This window comes from Bradyrhizobium sp. 160 (assembly GCF_023073735.1).
Classification (GTDB): Bacteria; Pseudomonadota; Alphaproteobacteria; order Rhizobiales; family Xanthobacteraceae; genus Bradyrhizobium.
Genome location: NZ_JADPKD010000031.1, coordinates 1 through 18,594 on the forward strand (window position 1 = coordinate 1; position 18,594 = coordinate 18,594).

The following is an 18,594-nucleotide window of genomic DNA, read 5'->3' on the forward strand; positions in this document are numbered from 1 at the left end:
GATAATCTGCTCTTCCGTGAACCTTGCTCGCTTCATCCGTCCGTCCTTCTTCGGGGCGGACTCTAACTCCTTCTGGAGGAAATACTCAGTGGCAGGTCAGGGGGATCCAGGCGGTAGCAGGGCGATGCAGAGCAAATCCTTTGGGGGCATCGGCCCTTATCGGATGTAGTCGGAGTTTCTATCTAAAAACCAGCACGGGTCATGTCCCGCTGCGGGCCTCCGAGGCACGCCAGTCGGAGTGCTTTGCTCGCCTACGCAAGTTCGCGCAGGAAGCCCGGGGGGATTGATTTTCACGTTCCGCAATTGCAATTCGCACCAAATCAAAGGCCTCCGGCGGGCATGCCGGAGGCCTTCTTGGAGGTTAACCTAAATTGATAGAGCCACTTCTCCTTTGCTGGTGCGTTAGAAGACTTAGAAATTGCGCTGCGCGCGGAACATCACCTGCAGGCTGCTCTGATCCTTCAGCTCGTAGGTAGCCGCAGGCTTGGCGATGCCAGCCTGCACCGGCAAAGCGACCGTGCTTCCGCCGGCATACTTCTGGTCAAGCATCGTGTAAGCGAGTTCGGTCGTGAAGGTCAGGTTTTTGACGGGATTCCAGCGCGTCGCCACGCCAACAACCGAGTAGTTGAAGTCGGGATTGCAACCAGCAAGGCCGCTCGACAACGCAAGCGTCGCAACGAACGCGCCGCAGATGTAGCCCTTGGCTGTACCGTTGTAGCGCACGGCACCAAAGCCACCGAAGATGGCGCTGTTCCAATACGGGTTCCAGTTGTGGGTGTACGCGCCATTGAAGCCGTATGTCGTCGTCAATTGCTGGCCAGCGCCGGCAACGAACACAGAGTCAACGACGCCCGCGAGACCGAGGCTCTGGTAAGCCCCTCCCAATCCCGTGCCGCCGTAGATCGCATAAGTGAACGGCGTGTATGACTGGAAGTTGTAAATGCTCGCGCCGTTCGTGTAGACACCCTGGAGGTTGATGGTGTCGCCAGCGCCGGTCGGAATATTCTTGATTGACAGCGCAAGCTGACCAGCCCAGCCCCACTTGTCGCCCGGATGCCCGGTCGTTTCATCGACCCCATAATAACCAGCGTGATTGTCATGCGCGGCGACCGACGCCTGGAAAAGGCCCCAAGCCTGGTCGACCCGCAGCATGGCTACGAGATCGGGAGCGCGCGAGCCGCCGGTGTCGTACGCCCCGTAAGCGCCCGTTGCAAGGCCTGCAGCAGTCGCACCGCTCACGTTCCAGATGCCAGTTGTACGTTGAACCTGATCCTCGGCCGAGAATGAAGCCGTGATGCCCTGGCCGAAGTCAGCGGTATAGGCGAATTGGTTGACGGCCTCCCAGCCTCCGCCGCCAGGCATGCCATCGAAAGAGTTACCAGGATAGTTGGTCCAAGGCGAGGAGAACTGCGACTGCGCCCTGCCGAAGGTGAAGCCGGCAAACTGCATGAAGGCGTAGTACACGGAGAGTGAACCACCAGAAATCATGCCGCTGCCACTGCCGGCGGGATTGCTTCCGGAGTAGGCAGTCGCGCCATTGATCGCGGTGCTCCCGGCTCCGCTATAACCGCCCGCCGTCCAGGTGAAGGCCAATTCTGCGTAGGTGCGAAGGACACCATACTCCGTGGCTGTGCGCGTATCGGTGCTAAAGTCGAAACGAGATTGCGCCGTGTAGTAGTTGCTCAGGCGGTTGTGTGCGCCTGCGACGCCACTAGCCGCCGCACCCCAGACGCTGTTCGTGCCCAGTTGGGTCGAAGCGCGCACGTAACCACCGAACTTGATGCACGTGTCGGTGCCGGGGATGTAATAGAATCCGGCGCCATACAGCGAGCAGATTTTCACGTACTCAACCGCCTTGGCCTTCACGGGAAGATCGGCGGCCTGTGCCCCGGCGCCAGCAAACATTGCGGCCGAACCGAGGATAAAGCTCTTCATCAATTTCATGTTGAACCTCCAAGTTGGAAACGTCGTTTCCGTCCTTCAAAGATCCGCCCCTGCTCGCCTCACCTACTGGCGGGTGCTTGACGGACGACGTCGAGGCGCCCCCTCTCCGTCAGCCCATGGTCTAATTGGTCGCATCAATTGCTGCAATTAATTAACGAATGAAAGCATTGTTTGGCTGTCAACTGTGGCATTTCAGCGACACGGCTCATTCTGCAGTGCGACATTAGGCAGTTTCGCGAAACAAAGAACCTCCGGGGCGCATCCCGGAGGTTCTCCTTGGAGATTTTACATGATCGCTGAAGAGCCCCTCAAACGATCTAAGCAGAGCACTAGCAAAAATAGTTAAATATATCAATTGATTTTTTACATGGCATCTATGCCCAATGGAGCCTTTCAGGGGCGCCTGAACCCAGATACGAAGGGGAAATGTCACGCAGCGACTTACCGGGCGTCGCTGGGTTTGGCGGGACAATCAACATGGCTGAAAAACAAACAATCGACAGGGCCGTCAGGGACTTCATCTGGAACGTTGTCGAGATCCATTCCCAAATCGAGGAAATACATAAGAGTTGGGCGGAGCTACTGGGCTTGACCGAGCCACAGTGGCTGATCCTCATGGCTATCGACGAACTCGACCAAGGTCGCGGTGTCTCGGGGATAGCAGTTGCAAGCAAACTCCGAATTCATCCCGCGTTCGTTACCAACCAAACGAAAAAGCTAGAGGTGATGGAGTTTCTGGCGCGCGAGCCGTCGCCAGATGATGCAAGGTTCGTTCAAATGTCCCTGACTGAGAAGGCGCGAGCAGAAATCTCAAAGCTGTCGAGCAAGAGGGAAGCCCTGAACTCCGCGCTGTTGGAGGGGCTGGACCAGGCGTCGCTAGACTACCTCAACAAGCGGCTGACCTCGATCGCGAAGAATAGCCGAATGGCATCCCAAAAACTGAGTATTGGCGCATTGTAGGCCTGAAAGGGTGACAGCCTCATCCAGCCTGGCCGTATCCATCACTTGCTCCCGACCAAGGTGGACAGATTCACTTGCCAACGCTGGCGGCGGGCGTCGAGCGCGCACTTGAGTCCATTTTGGCAGGACCCATCGATTGAACTTCTCCAGGCCGCATCGCCCCCTCGGCACCACTGCACAGGCCCCATCTAAACCCGCAAGACAATCGATTTCGCCTACGATCCGTCGATCAGAGACAACTAGGACTTAATGAGAGCTCCTGCGAAAAGATCGGGAGAGAACCGCATCGCCGCTAGCCTATGATTCGCCCTGAAGTTGATTTCCGTGCGAGCTTCTGCTCCAGCCACCTGAAGATGCAGTCATCTGAGCTAACGAAGTTGTCAACCTCCTCGCCCAGGCCTCCTCGCATGAGTTGCGGCATGACCAAGTCCACGTCGATGCGCGCCGCCATGCAAACAGTTTGCAGTTTGATCGCCTCGGACACGCTGACGACGCCGCGCCCACCGGCTACCACGAGTATTGGACAATTCGGCAGTCGAGCCAACCGTGAGCGATGCCCCGACACCATATCCCTGTCTGCGCCGTCATCGGTCGACGTCATCCAATCGATGGAGCTCAGGGAGCGCGTCCAATTCCAAATGCCACCATCACAAACCGCCGCGACAATGCGGCGATCGTGGGCGGCAAAATCAGTAACTAAAGAGGCCGATAACCCGTCTCCATAAATGCCGATCCGACCACTATCAACGTCAGGCCGAACCGACAAAAGGTCCAAACAATGGGACAATACGATTTCGGATCCACCGCGTGCGTGATTTGCGATGTTCTCGTGGGAGACAACCAAGACGGATATCCCCCGGCCAACCACCACAGGCAAGAGCCTGCCTAGCAATGTCACTCCCTCCTCTTCTTCATTGCTGACGCAAATGGCCGCCGGCGCGCGCGAGTTGGGAGTTCCAGCAGGCAGATAGTAGGCGATAAACTCCCCCAGATCACCACACGCGATCTGTACGCTTTCCACCTCATGACCAAAGGATAGTCCGATCCTCTGAAGGCCAGCTTCGACTTTGGCTGAAACGTCCGCCCGTCGCGGATCATCGTCCGCGACTAGCCTCCTGGCGACCTCGAAGGCAGTGAGCGCGCAAAGCCAAGCCTGCGTGGCTTCATCGTATTTCTTTTTGTTTATGTTGAGGTCAGCAAGACGGCAGTAGGCATCGCCGGTCCCAGCCCAGGTTGCGCCCCAGTTCTGCCGAGCCAATTGGGCGCGATCATCTTCTGGCAGTAGACCATCCAGGAACGCCGAAGCGTTTTGTCGTACGGACTCAAGATCGCCCCTGACGTGAGACCAAGCACCAAACTCCATCGATTTGCCCCTCGGTGAAGATCTTTACCCCTGCACAGCCCGCACCCGTCATTCAGCTGATCCTATGGAGATCGACTTTTTGTTTAGAGAATTGCTTCTCAGAGGCGTGTTGTCTTCATCTCCTTGTAATAAATTTACCAAGAACTGGGCGCCGAAATCTCCCCATGGAGAGGCGTTCAACTTAGAAATTCCGTGTTCGAACGGGGCTGTACGAGCTTTTTCTGCGCGTCGGCCCATTCGGCTTGGAGAAGCACGAAATGCGATAGGAGGAACTGGCGCAACCCAAGGGACCAGCAGGTGTTTAAAGAGCGATCTGGGAGGTTAGCCGTTTAAGCAGCGGTTTCTAGAACGGCGCCAGCAACTTTCGGCCTTGACCTCCACCAAGTAACGTACAAAACGATTAGCCAAACCACAGGCAGAAGCACGAGCATCGATGCTATCGCGGCAATCGTCGGGTCGATCTCATGCCGCATGTTTTCCCACATTTTCAAAGGCAGCGTGCGGATCGAGAATCCGCTAACCAGTGACGTTTTGACGACTTCGTCGAAAGAGTGAAGAAAAGCAAACAGGGCACCGCCGATAATGCCGGGCCGCACCTACGGCAGCGTCACTCTCGTAAACGTTCGAAATGGATTGGCCCGCATACTCTTTGCCACCAGCTCCAAACGTCGGTCGAAATTTGCTAGAGTCGCCGAGACGATCACGACTACATAGGCGGTAGCACCGATGCTGTGCGTCAGGATGATTCCGGTCTTCGTACCTATGAGTCCAAACTTGAGCAGTCCTAGATAGGCTCCAATACCAACAACGATGCTTGGAATGGTGATCGGGGTGAGGATCGCCATTGTGATAATACTGCGTAGTCGAGGAAAGGTACGGCTGAGGCCATAGGCCGCGAGCGTGCCGACGATTGTTGACAGGAAGGCGACCGCCACAGCGATCTGAATGCTGGTCCAGGCAGCTTCAGTCCAGGAGGACGTGTTGAAGAAAGAGCGGTACCACTGGAGTGAAAGAGCTGATGGCGGAAATTGCAGCGAAGGTCCGGCGCTAAACGACATGACAATGACCACAACGCTCGGAAACAGCAGGTAAAACATGACAAGCGCAACAAAGGCCGCGCCGACCGTTCTCCACGAGCCACTGTTATCGGCTGCTTGGTACAGCGTCGCGGCCCACCGCTTCGCCCGATAACGACCGGCAAACTCATTGAGATGCTGCCCAGGAGAGCCGAGTGAGCGCCACCAGTTCTGTGGAGACTTCGATACTGGTTTCGGCGCCCGACCTTGAGCGCCGGCCAGATCCAGTCCGAAAATCGCGAGCATAACTCCGGCCAGTCCCAGCAGAATGAACGCTGAGGCAGCAATACGCGCGAGATCAAAAGAGTTATCGACTTGAGCCGCAATGAAAGTTGACAACATGGCGTCGCCTAACCCACCTAGCGCGGCTGGCGTTACGTAGAAGCCAAGGCAGAGGACGAAGACCAGCAACGAGCCACTGCGAACGCCGGGCAAGCTAAGCGGGAAAAAGACGCGCCAGAAGGCGGCGAAGGGGCGTGCACCCATGCTACGGGCTGCTGCTGCGAGTGACTTGTCGATTCCCAGCATGACACTCACTAAGGGGAGCACCATGACCGGGAGCATGATGTGGACCATGCCGATGTAGACGGCCAGGCGATTGTAAATGAGAGGTATGGGGCTAGAGATGAGCCCGAGATCGAGCAGCAGATTATTGATCAGGCCTCGATCGCCAAGGATTACGATCCAGGCGTAAGTGCGCACCAGAAAACTGGTGAGGTAGGGAATTACGACGAGTACCAGAAGCACCATGCGCACGCGCTTCGAGGCAGCCGCGATCAGATATGCCGTGGGATATCCTATAAGGACGCAGATCGCTGTAGCAACGACGCTCACCTCAATCGTCTGCAAGAGCACACGAACATTCGCTGCGCGGCTGAAGAAGGCCTCGTAATTAATGAGCGAGATGGTCGGCGCATTGAGGCTGGTCAGAAATAGCAGAACGGCCGGCAGACCAAAAACAGCAAGCAGAATGGCCAAAGCGGGAACGGTAAGCGCAATGGACATCCGGCCAAGCTTATGAAGAACGTTCATGAACCGTCTCCTTTGCGGCGTCCTACGCAGCAACGAATCGCACATCGGAACGCAGCCATTCAAGTCGCACCTCTTCGCCTGGTTGCAAGGCCGGTCGTCCCGACACGACGTGCTCACGCGCGACAAGCAGGGTGCTGCCGACACGCACGTGATATTTTCGCAGTGGACCCGCATAGATCATGTTTTCCACGATCCCGATGACGGACTGGCGCAGATCCGCGTCGACCCGCTTAGGCGCATCGAGTGCGGCGACGCAGATTCGCTCCGGCCGAATCATGGCAATAGTGTCGGACGGTTGCGTGGCCTCGGATTCGATCATGAAACCAGGGTTCTCAAGAATGTTCGCCTCGCCCAAAAACTTCGCTACGAACTGCGTTGCCGGCCGGTCGTAGATTGCCTCGGGTGTATCAGTCTGTTCGATCGCGCCGGCGCGCATCACAACGATACGATCCGATAGCGTGAGCGCTTCGTCCTGGTCGTGCGTCACGCAGACAGTGGTGATACCAAATTCCTTGTGCAGGCTCTTGATCTCGCTCTGCATCTGTTCGCGCAGGTTGCGATCCAGTGCGCCGAGCGGCTCATCGAGCAGAAGGATCGGCGGGTCAGCTATCAGGGCGCGAGCCAACGCCACACGCTGTTGCTGGCCTCCGCTCAGTTGCGACGGCATGCGGTCCTCGAGACCGCTGAGATGCACGCGCGAGAGAATTCGATCCACACGCGCCGTCCTCTCGGCAGCTTTCATGCCACGCATTTCGAGCGGAAATTCAAGATTGCGGCGTACGTTGAGGGGCGGAAACAGGGCATAGCTTTGAAAGACAATGCCCTGATCGCGGCGGTACGAGGGAACGGCGGCGACGGATTTTCCAGCGATGAAGATGTCGCCTTGACTTGGCGCCTGGAAGCCGGCCAGCAGCATCAGAGTGGTCGTCTTACCCGAACCACTTGGACCAAGAATGGTCAAGAACTCGCCGCGGGAAACGCTCAACGAGAGGTCCTTGACTGCAGCAACCGATCCGTAATTCTTGGTGACGTTCCGAAACTCGATTTGTGCGAGAGCCACGTCCTTCTCCTTCGCTTCATTGCCGGCAATGGAGGCGGAACTGTTGACAGCCACGCTCGCAAAACCATTAGCAGGTTGCTGATTGATGAAAGCCAAGGCGTTCGACATGGCGGCTCCTTCAACACATGGAACTGCCCGGCGACCGATGCATCCGGTCGCCGTGGCAGTGGTTTCAAGACTTTCAGGCTCAGCTAAGAATCCAATCGTTCCAGCGTTCGCGGAGCCGATCGGAATTGGTCTTTCCATCCGCCCCTTTCTGGCTATACCATTGCCCATTCATGACAATGCCGGTCTTCAAGTAGTCGGGATGGCTCGGGAGTTTACGCGCTAGCTCTTCCGGCAGCAGCTTGAACGCGTTTCGATTGGTCGGGCCTTCCGGCCACAAGCGAGCCAATGCAGCTTGGCGTTCCCCCCGGGTGGCGAATTCAATGAATTTTTGCGCCTTCTCAGCATTCGGGCTACCCTTGGGGATAGCCCAACTATCCCACTGCAGCTTGGACTGCGTCCGGTTCATTTCCATCGGCGCGCCTCTCGAAATCACCACCCCCGTTCGCCCGCTATAGGACTGCATAAGGTCGGCCGCCTTATCGGTCATGATCTGCTGGATCTCGGAGCCGACGGTCCACCATTTACGAATATGCGGTTTGATCTTGTCTAAACTTGCGAAGATCCGATCGATGTCCATTGGATAGATCTTGTCTGGAGCCACGCCATCCGCCAACAGTGCCTCCTCCCAAGGGCCCTCGCCACCGCCCCGGCCAGAGACCATTGACCGGACGCCCGGGAATTTTTTGACGTCCCAGAACTCAGCCCACGTGGTCGGGCGCGGCTTGTCCGCGGGGAATTTTTCGGTATTGTAGACCATGACATAAGAAAAGATCAGCTGCCCCACTCCAAAAGGGTGCTTGACGAATTCGAAGAGACCGTCCAGCTCGTCCTTCTTGAACTTTGAATAGTCAATCGGCTCAAGGAGGCCTCTTTCGCTCCCGATGATAACAGAGCCTTGAGTGATCGGAGCGACGTCAACAGTAACGGTTTTTGAGTTCACCATAAGCTCAAGTTGCGCGAAGGTGATCTGGTCGGTGATCGGGGTGACCTTGATTCCCGTCTCTGCTTCGAACGGCTTTACGAAGGTCTCGATGTATGCCTTCGCAATGTCGCCACCGTAGACGACGACCCGCAGCTCATCCGTATTTGCCGCCAGCGCGCCGCCGGCCGTGGAATTCATGGCACCTGCCAACAGGGCGGAGGAGCCGGCCTGGAGGACTCGCCGGCGGTTCATCAAAAGGCTCATGGTTCACTCCCTTCTGGTTGCGATTGTGTAACATTTCGGCGGCTATTATCGTTGTGAGAACTTTAACGGCGCTTCAACGCCGATTTTCTCCGATTTGAGGCGCGATTCGGCTCGAATCTTGCGGCCATCTGGAGGAATGCGAAGCTTTCGAGCTTGCAACTCAAGCCGAACCGGCGCGGCTCCAGTCGCTCGAAACCGCTAGGCTAAATCGCCCGCACAGCCTCAGCTGCGCAATTTTGTTTTCATCATAGCCAAGCTTGCCGGCCAGCACACCTTGCGTGTTCTCGCCGCGCAGCGGCAGGCTGCGGTATTCAGTGATCGGTGTCTCCGAGAAGGTCAGCGCGTTGCTGATTGAGGCCAGCTCGGATTCAAAGTTGTGCTTCACAACACCCGCATGCCGCGCTCGACGACGTGCGGATCCACGAACACCTGGTGAAAGTCGTTTCCCGGACCACAAGGGACACCGGCCTTCTCCAGCTCGTGGAGCCAATGCGCGCCGTATTTTTTGATAGAAGATCAGCAAAGCTCGCCATGATTTCCTCCACGTTGGCGACGCGATCGTTGTTCTTCAGGAAATTTTGGGTCGGTAGCGAGTTCAGGTGCCTCGAGAGCGGCGCATGTCCGGCAGACTGATTGTCATTGCCGACCAGCAGGCATCATCTCGCCGGCCGCCCAGCGAAACGTGCCGACTGGCAACGCACCATTGCTCTATACCCTGAATAAGGCGATGTTCGGCAAGATTGCCGTTTGTCGCGGTCCAATTTCGAGTGAATGCTGGCGTCCCTGCGACCCGTCTCTCGCGGGAATGATTGTCGGTGTCCCTTGGCTCTGAGGCTGCGTCGCGCGCGCATTCAAACTCTCTAGGGAGTTGCCCTGCCAACGCGCAAGACGGTGCGATCTTGCCAAGCGACGTGGCGCGAAGTAACTGGTGGTAAGCACGCCGTCAGATTTCCCACTAACCGGCCTCCCATCGCGCGAGATCGTCGTAGCCTTCCGTTCGCGTGAAGAATTTCGGCCGCCAGTCCCCGACATTGAAGACTTCGGTTCACCGGCGGTGAACCTCGCCAGTACTCTTTCGCGCGAACGGATTGAGCACAGCTGGGATTGCGCAGCATCTCTGCGTACTTGCTTCGGATTGGCTCGATTTGCGCAGAATTTCTCAAGCCGGCGACGCGTATCTGGCGGAATTCTTCCCCAAAATTGCGCTAACCTGCCCCTGTGATATCGCAAGATCAACCCTCGCTGGGCGTACTGCTGCTCGAACGCGGGGTGCAGCCCGTGCGCCCCAATCCGACGCCACTAGCCGGCTCACTGACAAATCCGGCCACGTTCAACTTTCCCGTCATCTCCGAAACGGTCGAGGGTGCGTGGGTGGAGAATGTCGTCCGGGGCGATCCGTCCCTTGAGGGACCCTACATCGCAGCCGCTCGTCGCCTAGTACACCGGGGCGCTGTCGCGATCAGCTCAAACTGCGGCTTCTCAATACGGCATCAAGCGGCTGTAGCTGCTTCAGTGACAGTGCCCGTGGTGATGTCGAGCCTCCTCTTATTACCGGCGTTGTTGCGCCAGCTGCCTGCGCCAGCGAAAATCGCGGTTCTGACGTATGACTCGACGCATTGCAGTGAGGATTTGCTCGGCATCAATGATCCAGTCACTCGCGCGAGAATCGTGATCGGCGGCATCGAAGGTGGTAAGTTCTGGCATGACGAGCTACAGCGTCCGGCACCGCCGGTGGACGTCGCCGCGATTGAAAAAGACGTCGCTGCTTGCGTAGCGCGCCTCCGTGAGGCGCAACCAGAGATCGCGGTCATCTTGTTTGAATGTGCCGGATTTCCGTTGGTCGCAGCTGCAATTCGCCGAATTTCGAGATTGCCCGTCTACGACATCACGAGTCTCTGCCGATTGACGATCGCCTCCGTCGCTTGATGGATTTGAGTGAGGTCGAGATCGGCCGTTACGAGCTTTGCTGGTCGAAAGCGTATCCTCAGCGGCTTCCATCGAAGAAGGCCACCTCCCCGCAGCCTAATGCGCCAAGCTCGTGGAGCTTGTGGGCCGCACAAGCTTGGATCTGCAGCAGGTGATTTGGACTCATGTCTGACCCACCTCACATTGGGGCTCGACCTTTCAGCGTCTGAATAGTCGAGGGAATGTTCCAGCCCTTGCCTTGGCTCTTAGAAACCGAGGCCCCATCAAGCTGGAGCATCGGAGCATCCTCAATCTCAAGCGTTTGGCACGGCCGCGGCCGAACACAAGGCCGACGCGCGTGAGCGAGACTGTGACAGAACTTGTTCAGCTTGTGTCTCGCGCCGACGCGGAAAACTGGTGTCTTAGAGTTGTTCTCTGCGCTCTATCAAACCACGGCGTAGCCGTCACTCCAGCGTCGCCAGTAGCCCCGCCATTAGCCGCCCGCGCTCCGCGAGACTGTCGACCTCGATGTGCTCTTCCAAAGTGTGGGCCTTGGCGCCACGCACGCCTAGGCCATCTAGAGTGGGAATGCCCAGTGCTCCCGTGAAGTTGCCGTCGGAACCGCCGCCGGCGCTGGCATGAGGCAACTCGGCGCCGAGTGCGTTGGCAATGCCGCGTGCATTCTCGTAGAGTGCCATGGTGCCGGCGTCGGGGTCCCAGACAGGACGGGTGACCCCGCGCGTCACCTTGAAGTCTACATCATTGGTTGTGCCCGACAGCGCCAGCATCTTCTCGACGCCGCTGTCGAGATCGGCCTGGCGCTTGGCCATCGACAGCGCCTCGCCGGTGCAGGTGGTTGCAACGCAATTGACCCATTTTCCACCATGCACGATGCCGACCGAGAAGGTGCAATCCTCTGTGGTCATTGCGTCGATCGCAAGAACCTGCCGCGCCATCTCGCGGATCGCAGAGCGGCCCGCCGATAGCGTTGCGCCGGCGTGGCTCGGCCGGCCCGTCGCTTCGAGGTTGAAGCGCGCGATTGCGTAACGCCCTGTGACGACACCATTGTCGGCCCGGCCGGGTTCGGGCACCAGCACGTATTTGTTACGCTTAGCCTCGGCCTCGATGATGTCGCGAGTTGACGGCGTGCCAACTTCTTCGTCAGGTGTGAACAGCACCGTGATCGGCAGCGGCGTCATGAACGAGGCGCGGGCCAACTGTCTGATCGCCTCGAGCGAAAGATAATTCCCGCCCTTCATGTCGAAGATGCCCGGGCCGTAGCATTTGTTGCCCTCGCGGCGCCATTTCAGCTTCTCGATGGTGCCGACGGGATGCACGGTGTCCATGTGCCCCGCGATCAGGATGCCCGGCCCGCCTTGCTTGGGGTGCGGAAAGCGTGCGCGCACAACGGCGCCGAAGCCCTGCCGGCCCGCGATGCGCTCGACCGTCGCGCCTATGACCGCCATGTCGCGAGCTGCGATGTCTAGCATGCGGTTCACCGCGCACGCGTCCCAGGTCGGGCTTTCACACTCGACCCACTCGCGCAGCCCCTGCAGCATCTTTTCGGAGTTAAAGGGGAGATTGGCTGGATTCATAGCGACCATTGTGCATTCCATATTGTGCAGCGCACCGCAATTGGCGTTTCGAAGAGCCCACATCATCTTCAAATCCGACCTCGGTCTCGCGCTCGGGTTTCAATACGGAACAGGCGAACCACGGCCGACGACGAGTAACAAATTCGGTCCCGGCCCTTTGTCACGCGCATTTTCGCTGCGGAGCTCTACTCGCTCAACGAACAATAACGCGTTCGCTTGCTCGCTGCGCCAGGATTTAAGCCGACGTTGAAGCGTTCGAAGAAGCTTGTTCGGATAGGCTCCAGGATATTCCACCTGCAACCGGGAGAGCAGTTCGCTACCAGTCCGCCAGAGCTCGGCTTCAAAGCATTTTCGCAAATCTAGCGTTGCCCGGATGAGGGGGGCGGGACGGCGCCCGCCTCTTTTCGGTTTCACGATTGGCCGATCCGTCTGTCGCATAGCTCCATCCTTCCAGGCGGTTCGTAGGCTTGCCAGGAAGAGATCGATCGATTGCAATGCCGCAGCAGGATGGGCGATTGGCTAGGTATCCGCGAGCGCCGCGAGGCGTTCCTGCGCGCCGAGGATGTCGCGCAACAACGCGACCGGGTCGAGAGCGGCATAGATTTCTTGGAGGTGGTGGCGAACCGCGTCGGGCGTGCGGGCGTCGGCGACAAGGCGCTGGTGTGGCGTCGCCGGCGCGCTGTATGTCTTGCGCACACGAGCGCCGTCGCGCTGCTTGGCTATCAATTTGAACGAGGGTTGAAAGAAGTTCACGAACAGCCGCGCCGATCGATAGAGTTCAGCCAGCAGCTTGGCCGCTTCCAGGCCCTCGAACCGACGATAGCCGACATCCTGCGCACGACGGCGCGGTTCTTCTGCTCGACGAACGCCTGGTCGTTCTTCCGGTAGGGCCGGCAACGCCTGAAGACGATGTTGGCCCCATCGCAGTAAGCTTTCGCGTCTCATTCATGAACACGGTGTCATTGTCCGTATCGAGGCCGAGCAGCGCAAAGGGCAATTGTTTGCGCAATTCCGTCAACACCGTGCTCAACAGCGTTTGTTCGCGCACGATCAGAGGACCGCATTCCGTCCAGCCGGTAGCAATGTCGGTGAGCACGAGGGTCTGGATGAAGCTGCCGCGCGCCGATGGACCGCTATGCGCTGCAAGGTCAGCCTCGACAAACCCCGGCGCCGGATCGTTCCAATCTGCCGACGTCCGAATTGGAATACTGCGACGCAACGAGTGCGTCGCGTGCCGTCGGCGCTTGCGACCTAATCCTTCCCGGACCCGCGCCAAATGCGCGGTTGATCGTCGCAGCGCTCATTGCCAAACGTTTGTCGCGGATCTCGGGCCAAGGTGCCCGTGCCGTTCCATCGCCGCAATCAGCGCAGGCATCAACGCCTTCAGCCGCTTCCCGCAGATCCGGTCTGACGCCTCTCAAAGGAGCACGAGTGCGTTGTGTTATGCCTCCATTATGGACCCGGCGTCACCCGCCGGCCTGGGCGCGCGTCTTCCCGACCTCGAAGAAGCCGCATCGCATGCTTGCGATGGAATCCGGTGATGTCGACGAACTCGTCCAATATCCGCGCCTTCCTCGCGCGATCCGACGTCCGATAGCGCGCGTCTGCAGCCGCCGTCAGTTCCTTCCGCGTCGCCATGCTGAGCCACCCCGTCGTCGCCCCCGCTCGTTTCCGATCCAAGGGAGCAATTTACGCGAGGCAACGGCTTAGCATCCGGTAACAATTGAGGTGAGGCAATGCGCAGTCTCACTTTGATCGCCGCGCCGCACCAAAGCTTGCGACGAGAATGATCGCACGCGCGATAGCCGCGTCTGTACCATTCAAGTGGGTTGCCGGTGATACCGTCTACGGTGTCGGTAACGTCGAACAGCAACTACGTCGGGAAGGCAAAGGCTACGTGCTTGGGGTCAGCGGCGCTCATGTTTTTCGATCCTGGGGAAAGCGACCGCCGGTCGCCGGTGCGGCTGCAGACCTCGCCCGGACGCGGCGCTCATCCGACTGGAAGCGCACATGGTCCGACGCACGGATCGTCCTCTGTTGCGCGTGCGCGCTTGCATCCAGCGGGGCGTCCACAGATGGGCATGTGGGCAACGCCCTTCTGCGTTGACCAAATGCCCACAGCAACAGCAGACAACGTTCTTGGCGGCGTGATAGAAAGGAAGTAGGAGCGGTCGGATTTCCCAACTGACAAACCGGCTCAAACGGTCCCGCTCCGCGAGTCCACTTCAATGCTGCGCAGCCGCAGCTGGATAGGCCTACGCCTCACTTGGGACGCCTTCAACCAAATCAAAGAACGGACAACGTTGCTGAAGCCTGAGCTGCGGCTCCCTTATCGGGAGCTGCAAGCGATTGCGGTGCTGTGAACCAACTGTCGAAAGCGTCGGTGCAGGAACTCCGCACGCCCCCGTTCTGTGGAACCGGGGGCGGGCAACCGCCTCCGGTGACCCGGTAAAAGCAAAATCGCCGCCCCACCCGACCACAATCATCGTCCGCCCTGGCTGGGCCTCCTATTTGTCGAGAGTGGGGCTTTTGCGATGTCGCGTTGCGCACTCATATGCGTATGCGTACGCCAATAGTTCGGCCTCACTCCACATTCTGCCCACAAAGATTAAGCCGAACGGTGAGCCCGACGCGTAGTAGCCCGCGGGAACAGTAACCCCCGGAAGGCCAGCAATGTTAATTTCGTCGACCGTTGTCTCACAAATTCGCTGCTTGCCGTGCAGCGGCGGCAGCTCCTGAAGCATCTGCGGAAAGACGCAGGCGTCGAGGTGATAGCTCACAAGCACCTCATCGAATATCGTGAGATACTCCTCCTTGGCAGCGATGAACTCACTGATGTTTGGCGGTTGTGACGGGTTCTCCAGGATCCTCGCGAACTGCGGTAGATTATGCAGGGAGCGCAGCAGGCCCGTCGGCCCGAATGGGTTTTCCTTTTCGATTGCCTTAGCGAACTCCGCAAACGTCTTTAGGGCGGCGTTTGGGCCCAACCGCTCGAGGTATTTGTGAAGGTCGTAAGGAATGGACTCGAGGCCGCGCGCATCGTAATTCGCAGGCGGAGAAGACAGCTTGCGGAGGTCCGCAAAACCCGAACCGGCAAAGGGATCTTCGATCAGAACTGCGCCGAGTCCTTCTAGCTCTTCTTTTGCTCTGTCGTAGAGTTGTTCCGCCTCGGTTGAGAGGGGCTGATTGCGCCATCCGGTGCCGTAAAGAGCAAGCCGCTTGCCCTTGAGCCCATCCACGCCAAACTTAGAGGTGTAACCTCCCTTTGGCTTCTTGCCGATACCCGCGAGGGTCTTTGGATCCTCTGACGTGTAGCCGGCAAGCACATCTAGGCAAATGGCCGCGTCGCGCACACATCGAGCAATGGGACCGACGACGTCCCGATTTCCCGATAGAGGCATAACGCCCGCGTTGGACACCAACCCGACAGTTGGTTTGACGCAGACAAGATCCTGCGCCGAAGCGGGATTTTGGATCGAACCACCGGTCTCTTCAGCCAGGCCGAGCACAACCATAGCCGAGGCAACCGCAGACGCGGTGCCTGAACTGCTGCCGCCGGGTACGCGGTCGGGCATCGCGACATTTAGTGTCGGCCCGGCCCAACTGTCATTGGCGTGAGCACCACTCCAACTGAGGGGGGGAACGTTTGTCTTCCCGATGATCACGGCTCCGGCTTCCCGCAAGCGGGACACGACCGGAGCGTCACGCTCCGGCATAAGATCAACCCCGCCCATTTTCCCGCAAAGCAGCGACCATCCCGCCGTCGTGGGAAAGCCGGCTATATCGATAGTGTCCTTCACGACGACCGGAACGCCCGCCAATGGACCAAGGCACTCGCCAGCTGCACGGCGCCTATCGATTTCCTTCGCGTCGTCGACGGCCGACGGATTCAGAAAGATGATCGCGTTGTATTTCGCGTTGTACCGCTCGACCCTGTCGAGGCTCGCCTCGACCAACGATTGGGCCGTCCATTCTCCGCTTGCGAAAGCAGCTTGGACATCTCCGACAGTGAGGCTTGTAAGATCCGACGATTTAATGCTCGACGGCTTATTGCGGACAGTGGCGGGCTGACTCATCGATTGCTCCATTGTTGCTGCAGTCAGTGATCTCGGGCTTGTCGGCGAGCCTTGAGCATGACTACTTGATTCTTCAGTGCTCGATGGACTGGCGCATACCGGTCCCACCATCGACCGTGCTCCAGGAGCCAATGACCGCCCGTCGAAGCGCGCAGGGGTAGGGGATCGCTTTCGATCTCCCCAAGAGCGACCAGATCGTCGTGCACGAGCCACAGCGCTTCGGGGCGAGATCGCGTCCGCCTGTCGACCACCGTCAGCAACCTGTCGGCCGGCAGCAGGATCTGCGACAGCCATCGATAGGCTCGCCGCGCGTTGATCAGCATCTTGAAGCGCACCGATGATAAGTTTCAGCTCGAATAATTAGTACCGGCACGGGGGCACTCTATTTGAGCAATATCGTCGGCCGCAGCGCAGTAATTCTGCGCCTGTGCATCGAGACATGCAGGCTATCGAGCTATGCGGGGTTTTGGGTGATGAGGTGATCTGGTGGCGTGGTTCGCCGGCATTTGGATGACCTCGATGCCGTCGTTGAACCTGACACCTGCGATCAGCTTCGGCAACTGATTTGTGCCTTTGAGCCGCCGTCAGGTCTTTGCTGCGGCCATGACCAGCTTAAACACCATTAGCCTGGCCGTGGTCGGCGACAACGAGCCCTTGGTGCGCACTGTCCTGTGCCGCACGGTCGCGAACACGCGCTCGATGGGGTTGGTAACCGGTATGAGATTTCTCAGTGCCAACGTTCCGCCGCGGTGTTCTACATCGTGGCGTATAGTGCGACCATCGGGACAGAGGCACCGGGAGCACGAAGGTGCGGGCAGGCCGATGCACACGATGAGCCGAGAGCTCGTGTTAGTAGCTGGCCGCCTCTGCGACTCGCCCGGTTGCGCCGTGAGCGCGAATCCGTAGTTGTCGTGTCGCCCGCCGCTCCCGCCATAACCAACGGAAGGGAGGAGCGCAGATGCGACGCGTGATTGGTATTGATGTTCACCGAACCTTCGGCGAGGTGGTAATCTGGGAAGACGGCATCCTTCGACATGCCGGCCGGGTCGACATGACCCGGACCGCCCTTGAAGGGATGGGCAAGAGTCTGCGGTCGACCGATGAAGTGGTGATCGAGGCGACCGGAAATAGCATGGCGGTGTCGCGGGTCCTGGCGCCATTCGTGGCGCGGGTGATTATCGCCAATCCGTTGCAGGTGAAGGCGGTCGCTCAGGCGCACGTCAAGACTGACAAGATCGATGCCGGTACACTCGCCAGCCCTGCAGGCGGCGGGTTACCTGCCGCAGATCTGGACGCCTGAAGCGGAAACCGAACGCAAGCGCAGACTGGTGGCGCGGCGCCACCAGGTCGTGCGGCATCGCACGCGGCTCAAGAACGAAGTGCATTCGATCCTGCATACGCACCTGATCCCAAAGTGTCCGCATGCCGACGAAGTCGACCGAGACGCTGTTGCCGATCCTTTACCTGAAGGGGATCTCGACCGGCGACTTTTCGGAGGCGCTGGCTGCGCTGCTCGGCAAGGATGCTGCCGGGTTGTCGGCATCCGCCATCGGTCGCTTGAAGGATGGCTGGCTCGACGAGCACACCGCGTGGCAGAAGCGCGATCTGTCGGCGACAGCGCTACGTCTACATCTGGGCTGATGGCACCCATCTTGAAGCGCGACTCGAAGACGAAAAGCAGTGCATCCTCGTGCTGATCGGCGCGACGCGGGAAGGCCGCAAGGAACTGGTCGGCTTCACCGACGGCGCTCGCGAGAGCGCGCAGGACTGGCGCGATCTGCTGCCCGATCTGAAGCGGCGCGGGCTCGACGTGCGGCCGCAGTTCGTCATTGCCGATGGCGCACTCGGGTTCTGGAGGGCCGCCGGCGAGGTCTAGCCAAAAACGCGCGAGCAGCGCTGCTGGGTGCATAAGACCGCCAACGTGCTCGCCAAGCTGCCGAAGAGCCAGCAGCCGAAGACCAAACGCGCGTTGCAGGAGATCTGGATGGCCGAAACGAAGGCTGCCGCCGAGCTCGCGTTCGACGCCTTCATCGAGAGCTACACGCCCAAATACGAGAAGGCGGCTGACTGCCTCAGCAAGTATCGACACACGCTGCTGACCTTCGACGACTTCCCGGCCGAGCATTGGGATCATTCGCGCCACAAGCGATTTTTTTATGACCGAGATGACGATTGCAGAAATCGCTGTAAGTCCATTCTTTTGTCGGTCGCACCGCGGGTCATTCTTCCGTCCCGGCCACCGATCTCGCAGCCGCTGGAAGTTGCCGTCAGCAGCGACTATGCTTGTTG

The 18,594-nt window shown here is 58.9% G+C and carries 11 protein-coding genes and 5 pseudogenes; 5 read left to right on the forward strand and 11 right to left on the reverse strand.

What is annotated here, in order from left to right:
- Nucleotides 1-411: 411 nt before the first annotated feature.
- Nucleotides 412-1,944: a porin gene (locus tag IVA98_RS13225; protein WP_247355045.1), complete on the reverse strand. Its 1,533-nt coding sequence runs from the start codon at nt 1,942-1,944 to the stop codon at nt 412-414.
- 477 nt (nt 1,945-2,421) lie between these two features.
- Between IVA98_RS13225 and IVA98_RS13230 the strand changes: the two genes are divergently transcribed.
- Nucleotides 2,422-2,904 (forward strand): MarR family winged helix-turn-helix transcriptional regulator, encoded by a 483-nt coding sequence (locus tag IVA98_RS13230; RefSeq protein WP_311739364.1) that lies wholly within the window; start codon nt 2,422-2,424, stop codon nt 2,902-2,904.
- A gap of 292 nt (nt 2,905-3,196) precedes the next feature.
- Here the strand turns inward: IVA98_RS13230 and IVA98_RS13235 are convergent, their stop codons facing one another.
- The 5 genes from IVA98_RS13235 to IVA98_RS13255 all read right to left on the reverse strand — a co-directional run bounded on the left by IVA98_RS13235 (nt 3,197) and on the right by IVA98_RS13255 (nt 9,114).
- Nucleotides 3,197-4,267 (reverse strand): alpha/beta hydrolase family protein, encoded by a 1,071-nt coding sequence (locus tag IVA98_RS13235; protein WP_247355046.1) that lies wholly within the window; start codon nt 4,265-4,267, stop codon nt 3,197-3,199.
- A gap of 596 nt (nt 4,268-4,863) precedes the next feature.
- Nucleotides 4,864-6,375, reverse strand: coding sequence for an ABC transporter permease subunit (locus tag IVA98_RS13240; protein WP_247355047.1), 1,512 nt, complete (start codon nt 6,373-6,375; stop codon nt 4,864-4,866).
- 22 nt (nt 6,376-6,397) lie between these two features.
- Nucleotides 6,398-7,543: an ABC transporter ATP-binding protein gene (locus tag IVA98_RS13245; RefSeq protein ID WP_247355048.1), complete on the reverse strand. Its 1,146-nt coding sequence runs from the start codon at nt 7,541-7,543 to the stop codon at nt 6,398-6,400.
- A gap of 79 nt (nt 7,544-7,622) precedes the next feature.
- On the reverse strand, nt 7,623-8,729 hold the full coding sequence (locus tag IVA98_RS13250) for an ABC transporter substrate-binding protein (RefSeq protein WP_247293560.1): 1,107 nt from the start codon (nt 8,727-8,729) through the stop codon (nt 7,623-7,625).
- Between the two features lie 160 nt (nt 8,730-8,889).
- Nucleotides 8,890-9,114 (reverse strand): hypothetical protein, encoded by a 225-nt coding sequence (locus IVA98_RS13255; protein ID WP_247355049.1) that lies wholly within the window; start codon nt 9,112-9,114, stop codon nt 8,890-8,892.
- Between the two features lie 1,145 nt (nt 9,115-10,259).
- Between IVA98_RS13255 and IVA98_RS37235 the strand changes: the two genes are divergently transcribed.
- Nucleotides 10,260-10,655, forward strand: coding sequence for an aspartate/glutamate racemase family protein (locus tag IVA98_RS37235; RefSeq protein WP_346657713.1), 396 nt, complete (start codon nt 10,260-10,262; stop codon nt 10,653-10,655).
- A gap of 443 nt (nt 10,656-11,098) precedes the next feature.
- On the opposite strand, the gene IVA98_RS13265 is transcribed toward IVA98_RS37235, so the two are convergent.
- Together IVA98_RS13265 and IVA98_RS13270 are read right to left on the reverse strand one after the other, a co-directional pair.
- Nucleotides 11,099-12,229 (reverse strand): M20/M25/M40 family metallo-hydrolase, encoded by a 1,131-nt coding sequence (locus tag IVA98_RS13265; protein ID WP_247355082.1) that lies wholly within the window; start codon nt 12,227-12,229, stop codon nt 11,099-11,101.
- 99 nt (nt 12,230-12,328) lie between these two features.
- Nucleotides 12,329-13,867: pseudogene (locus IVA98_RS13270) on the reverse strand (ISNCY family transposase).
- A 130-nt stretch (nt 13,868-13,997) separates the two neighbouring features.
- On the opposite strand from IVA98_RS13270, the pseudogene IVA98_RS13275 reads away from it, so the two are divergent.
- A pseudogene (locus IVA98_RS13275) lies at nt 13,998-14,178 on the forward strand (IS701 family transposase); the annotation flags it as partial.
- Nucleotides 14,179-14,736: 558 nt separating this feature from the next.
- Here IVA98_RS13275 and IVA98_RS13280 read toward each other — a convergent pair.
- The 3 genes and pseudogenes from IVA98_RS13280 to IVA98_RS13290 all read right to left on the reverse strand — a co-directional run.
- Complete coding sequence (locus IVA98_RS13280; RefSeq protein WP_247355051.1) at nt 14,737-16,305, reverse strand: amidase; 1,569 nt, start codon at nt 16,303-16,305, stop codon at nt 14,737-14,739.
- A gap of 23 nt (nt 16,306-16,328) precedes the next feature.
- The gene (locus tag IVA98_RS13285) at nt 16,329-16,628 is read right to left on the reverse strand and encodes a hypothetical protein (RefSeq protein ID WP_247355052.1); all 300 of its coding nucleotides are present in this window, start codon (nt 16,626-16,628) and stop codon (nt 16,329-16,331) included.
- Between the two features lie 123 nt (nt 16,629-16,751).
- Nucleotides 16,752-17,015, reverse strand: a pseudogene (locus tag IVA98_RS13290) (hypothetical protein); the annotation flags it as partial.
- A 248-nt stretch (nt 17,016-17,263) separates the two neighbouring features.
- On the opposite strand from IVA98_RS13290, the pseudogene IVA98_RS13295 reads away from it, so the two are divergent.
- Both IVA98_RS13295 and IVA98_RS13300 read left to right on the forward strand, forming a co-directional pair.
- A pseudogene (locus IVA98_RS13295) lies at nt 17,264-17,735 on the forward strand (IS110 family transposase); the annotation flags it as partial.
- Nucleotides 17,734-18,445: pseudogene (locus IVA98_RS13300) on the forward strand (IS256 family transposase); the annotation flags it as partial. The pseudogenes IVA98_RS13295 and IVA98_RS13300, both read left to right, overlap by 2 nt.
- Nucleotides 18,446-18,594 lie beyond the last annotated feature (149 nt).

Coding starts and splice junctions, on each gene's coding strand:
- IVA98_RS13225 (WP_247355045.1), bottom strand. CDS start 1,944: ATGAAATTGATGAAGAGCTTTATCCTCGGTTCGGCCGCAATGTTTGCT.
- IVA98_RS13230 (WP_311739364.1), top strand. CDS start 2,422: ATGGCTGAAAAACAAACAATCGACAGGGCCGTCAGGGACTTCATCTGG.
- IVA98_RS13235 (WP_247355046.1), bottom strand. CDS start 4,267: ATGGAGTTTGGTGCTTGGTCTCACGTCAGGGGCGATCTTGAGTCCGTA.
- IVA98_RS13240 (WP_247355047.1), bottom strand. CDS start 6,375: ATGAACGTTCTTCATAAGCTTGGCCGGATGTCCATTGCGCTTACCGTT.
- IVA98_RS13245 (WP_247355048.1), bottom strand. CDS start 7,543: ATGTCGAACGCCTTGGCTTTCATCAATCAGCAACCTGCTAATGGTTTT.
- IVA98_RS13250 (WP_247293560.1), bottom strand. CDS start 8,729: ATGAGCCTTTTGATGAACCGCCGGCGAGTCCTCCAGGCCGGCTCCTCC.
- IVA98_RS37235 (WP_346657713.1), top strand. CDS start 10,260: ATGTCGAGCCTCCTCTTATTACCGGCGTTGTTGCGCCAGCTGCCTGCG.
- IVA98_RS13265 (WP_247355082.1), bottom strand. CDS start 12,229: ATGAATCCAGCCAATCTCCCCTTTAACTCCGAAAAGATGCTGCAGGGG.
- IVA98_RS13280 (WP_247355051.1), bottom strand. CDS start 16,305: ATGAGTCAGCCCGCCACTGTCCGCAATAAGCCGTCGAGCATTAAATCG.
- IVA98_RS13285 (WP_247355052.1), bottom strand. CDS start 16,628: ATGCTGATCAACGCGCGGCGAGCCTATCGATGGCTGTCGCAGATCCTG.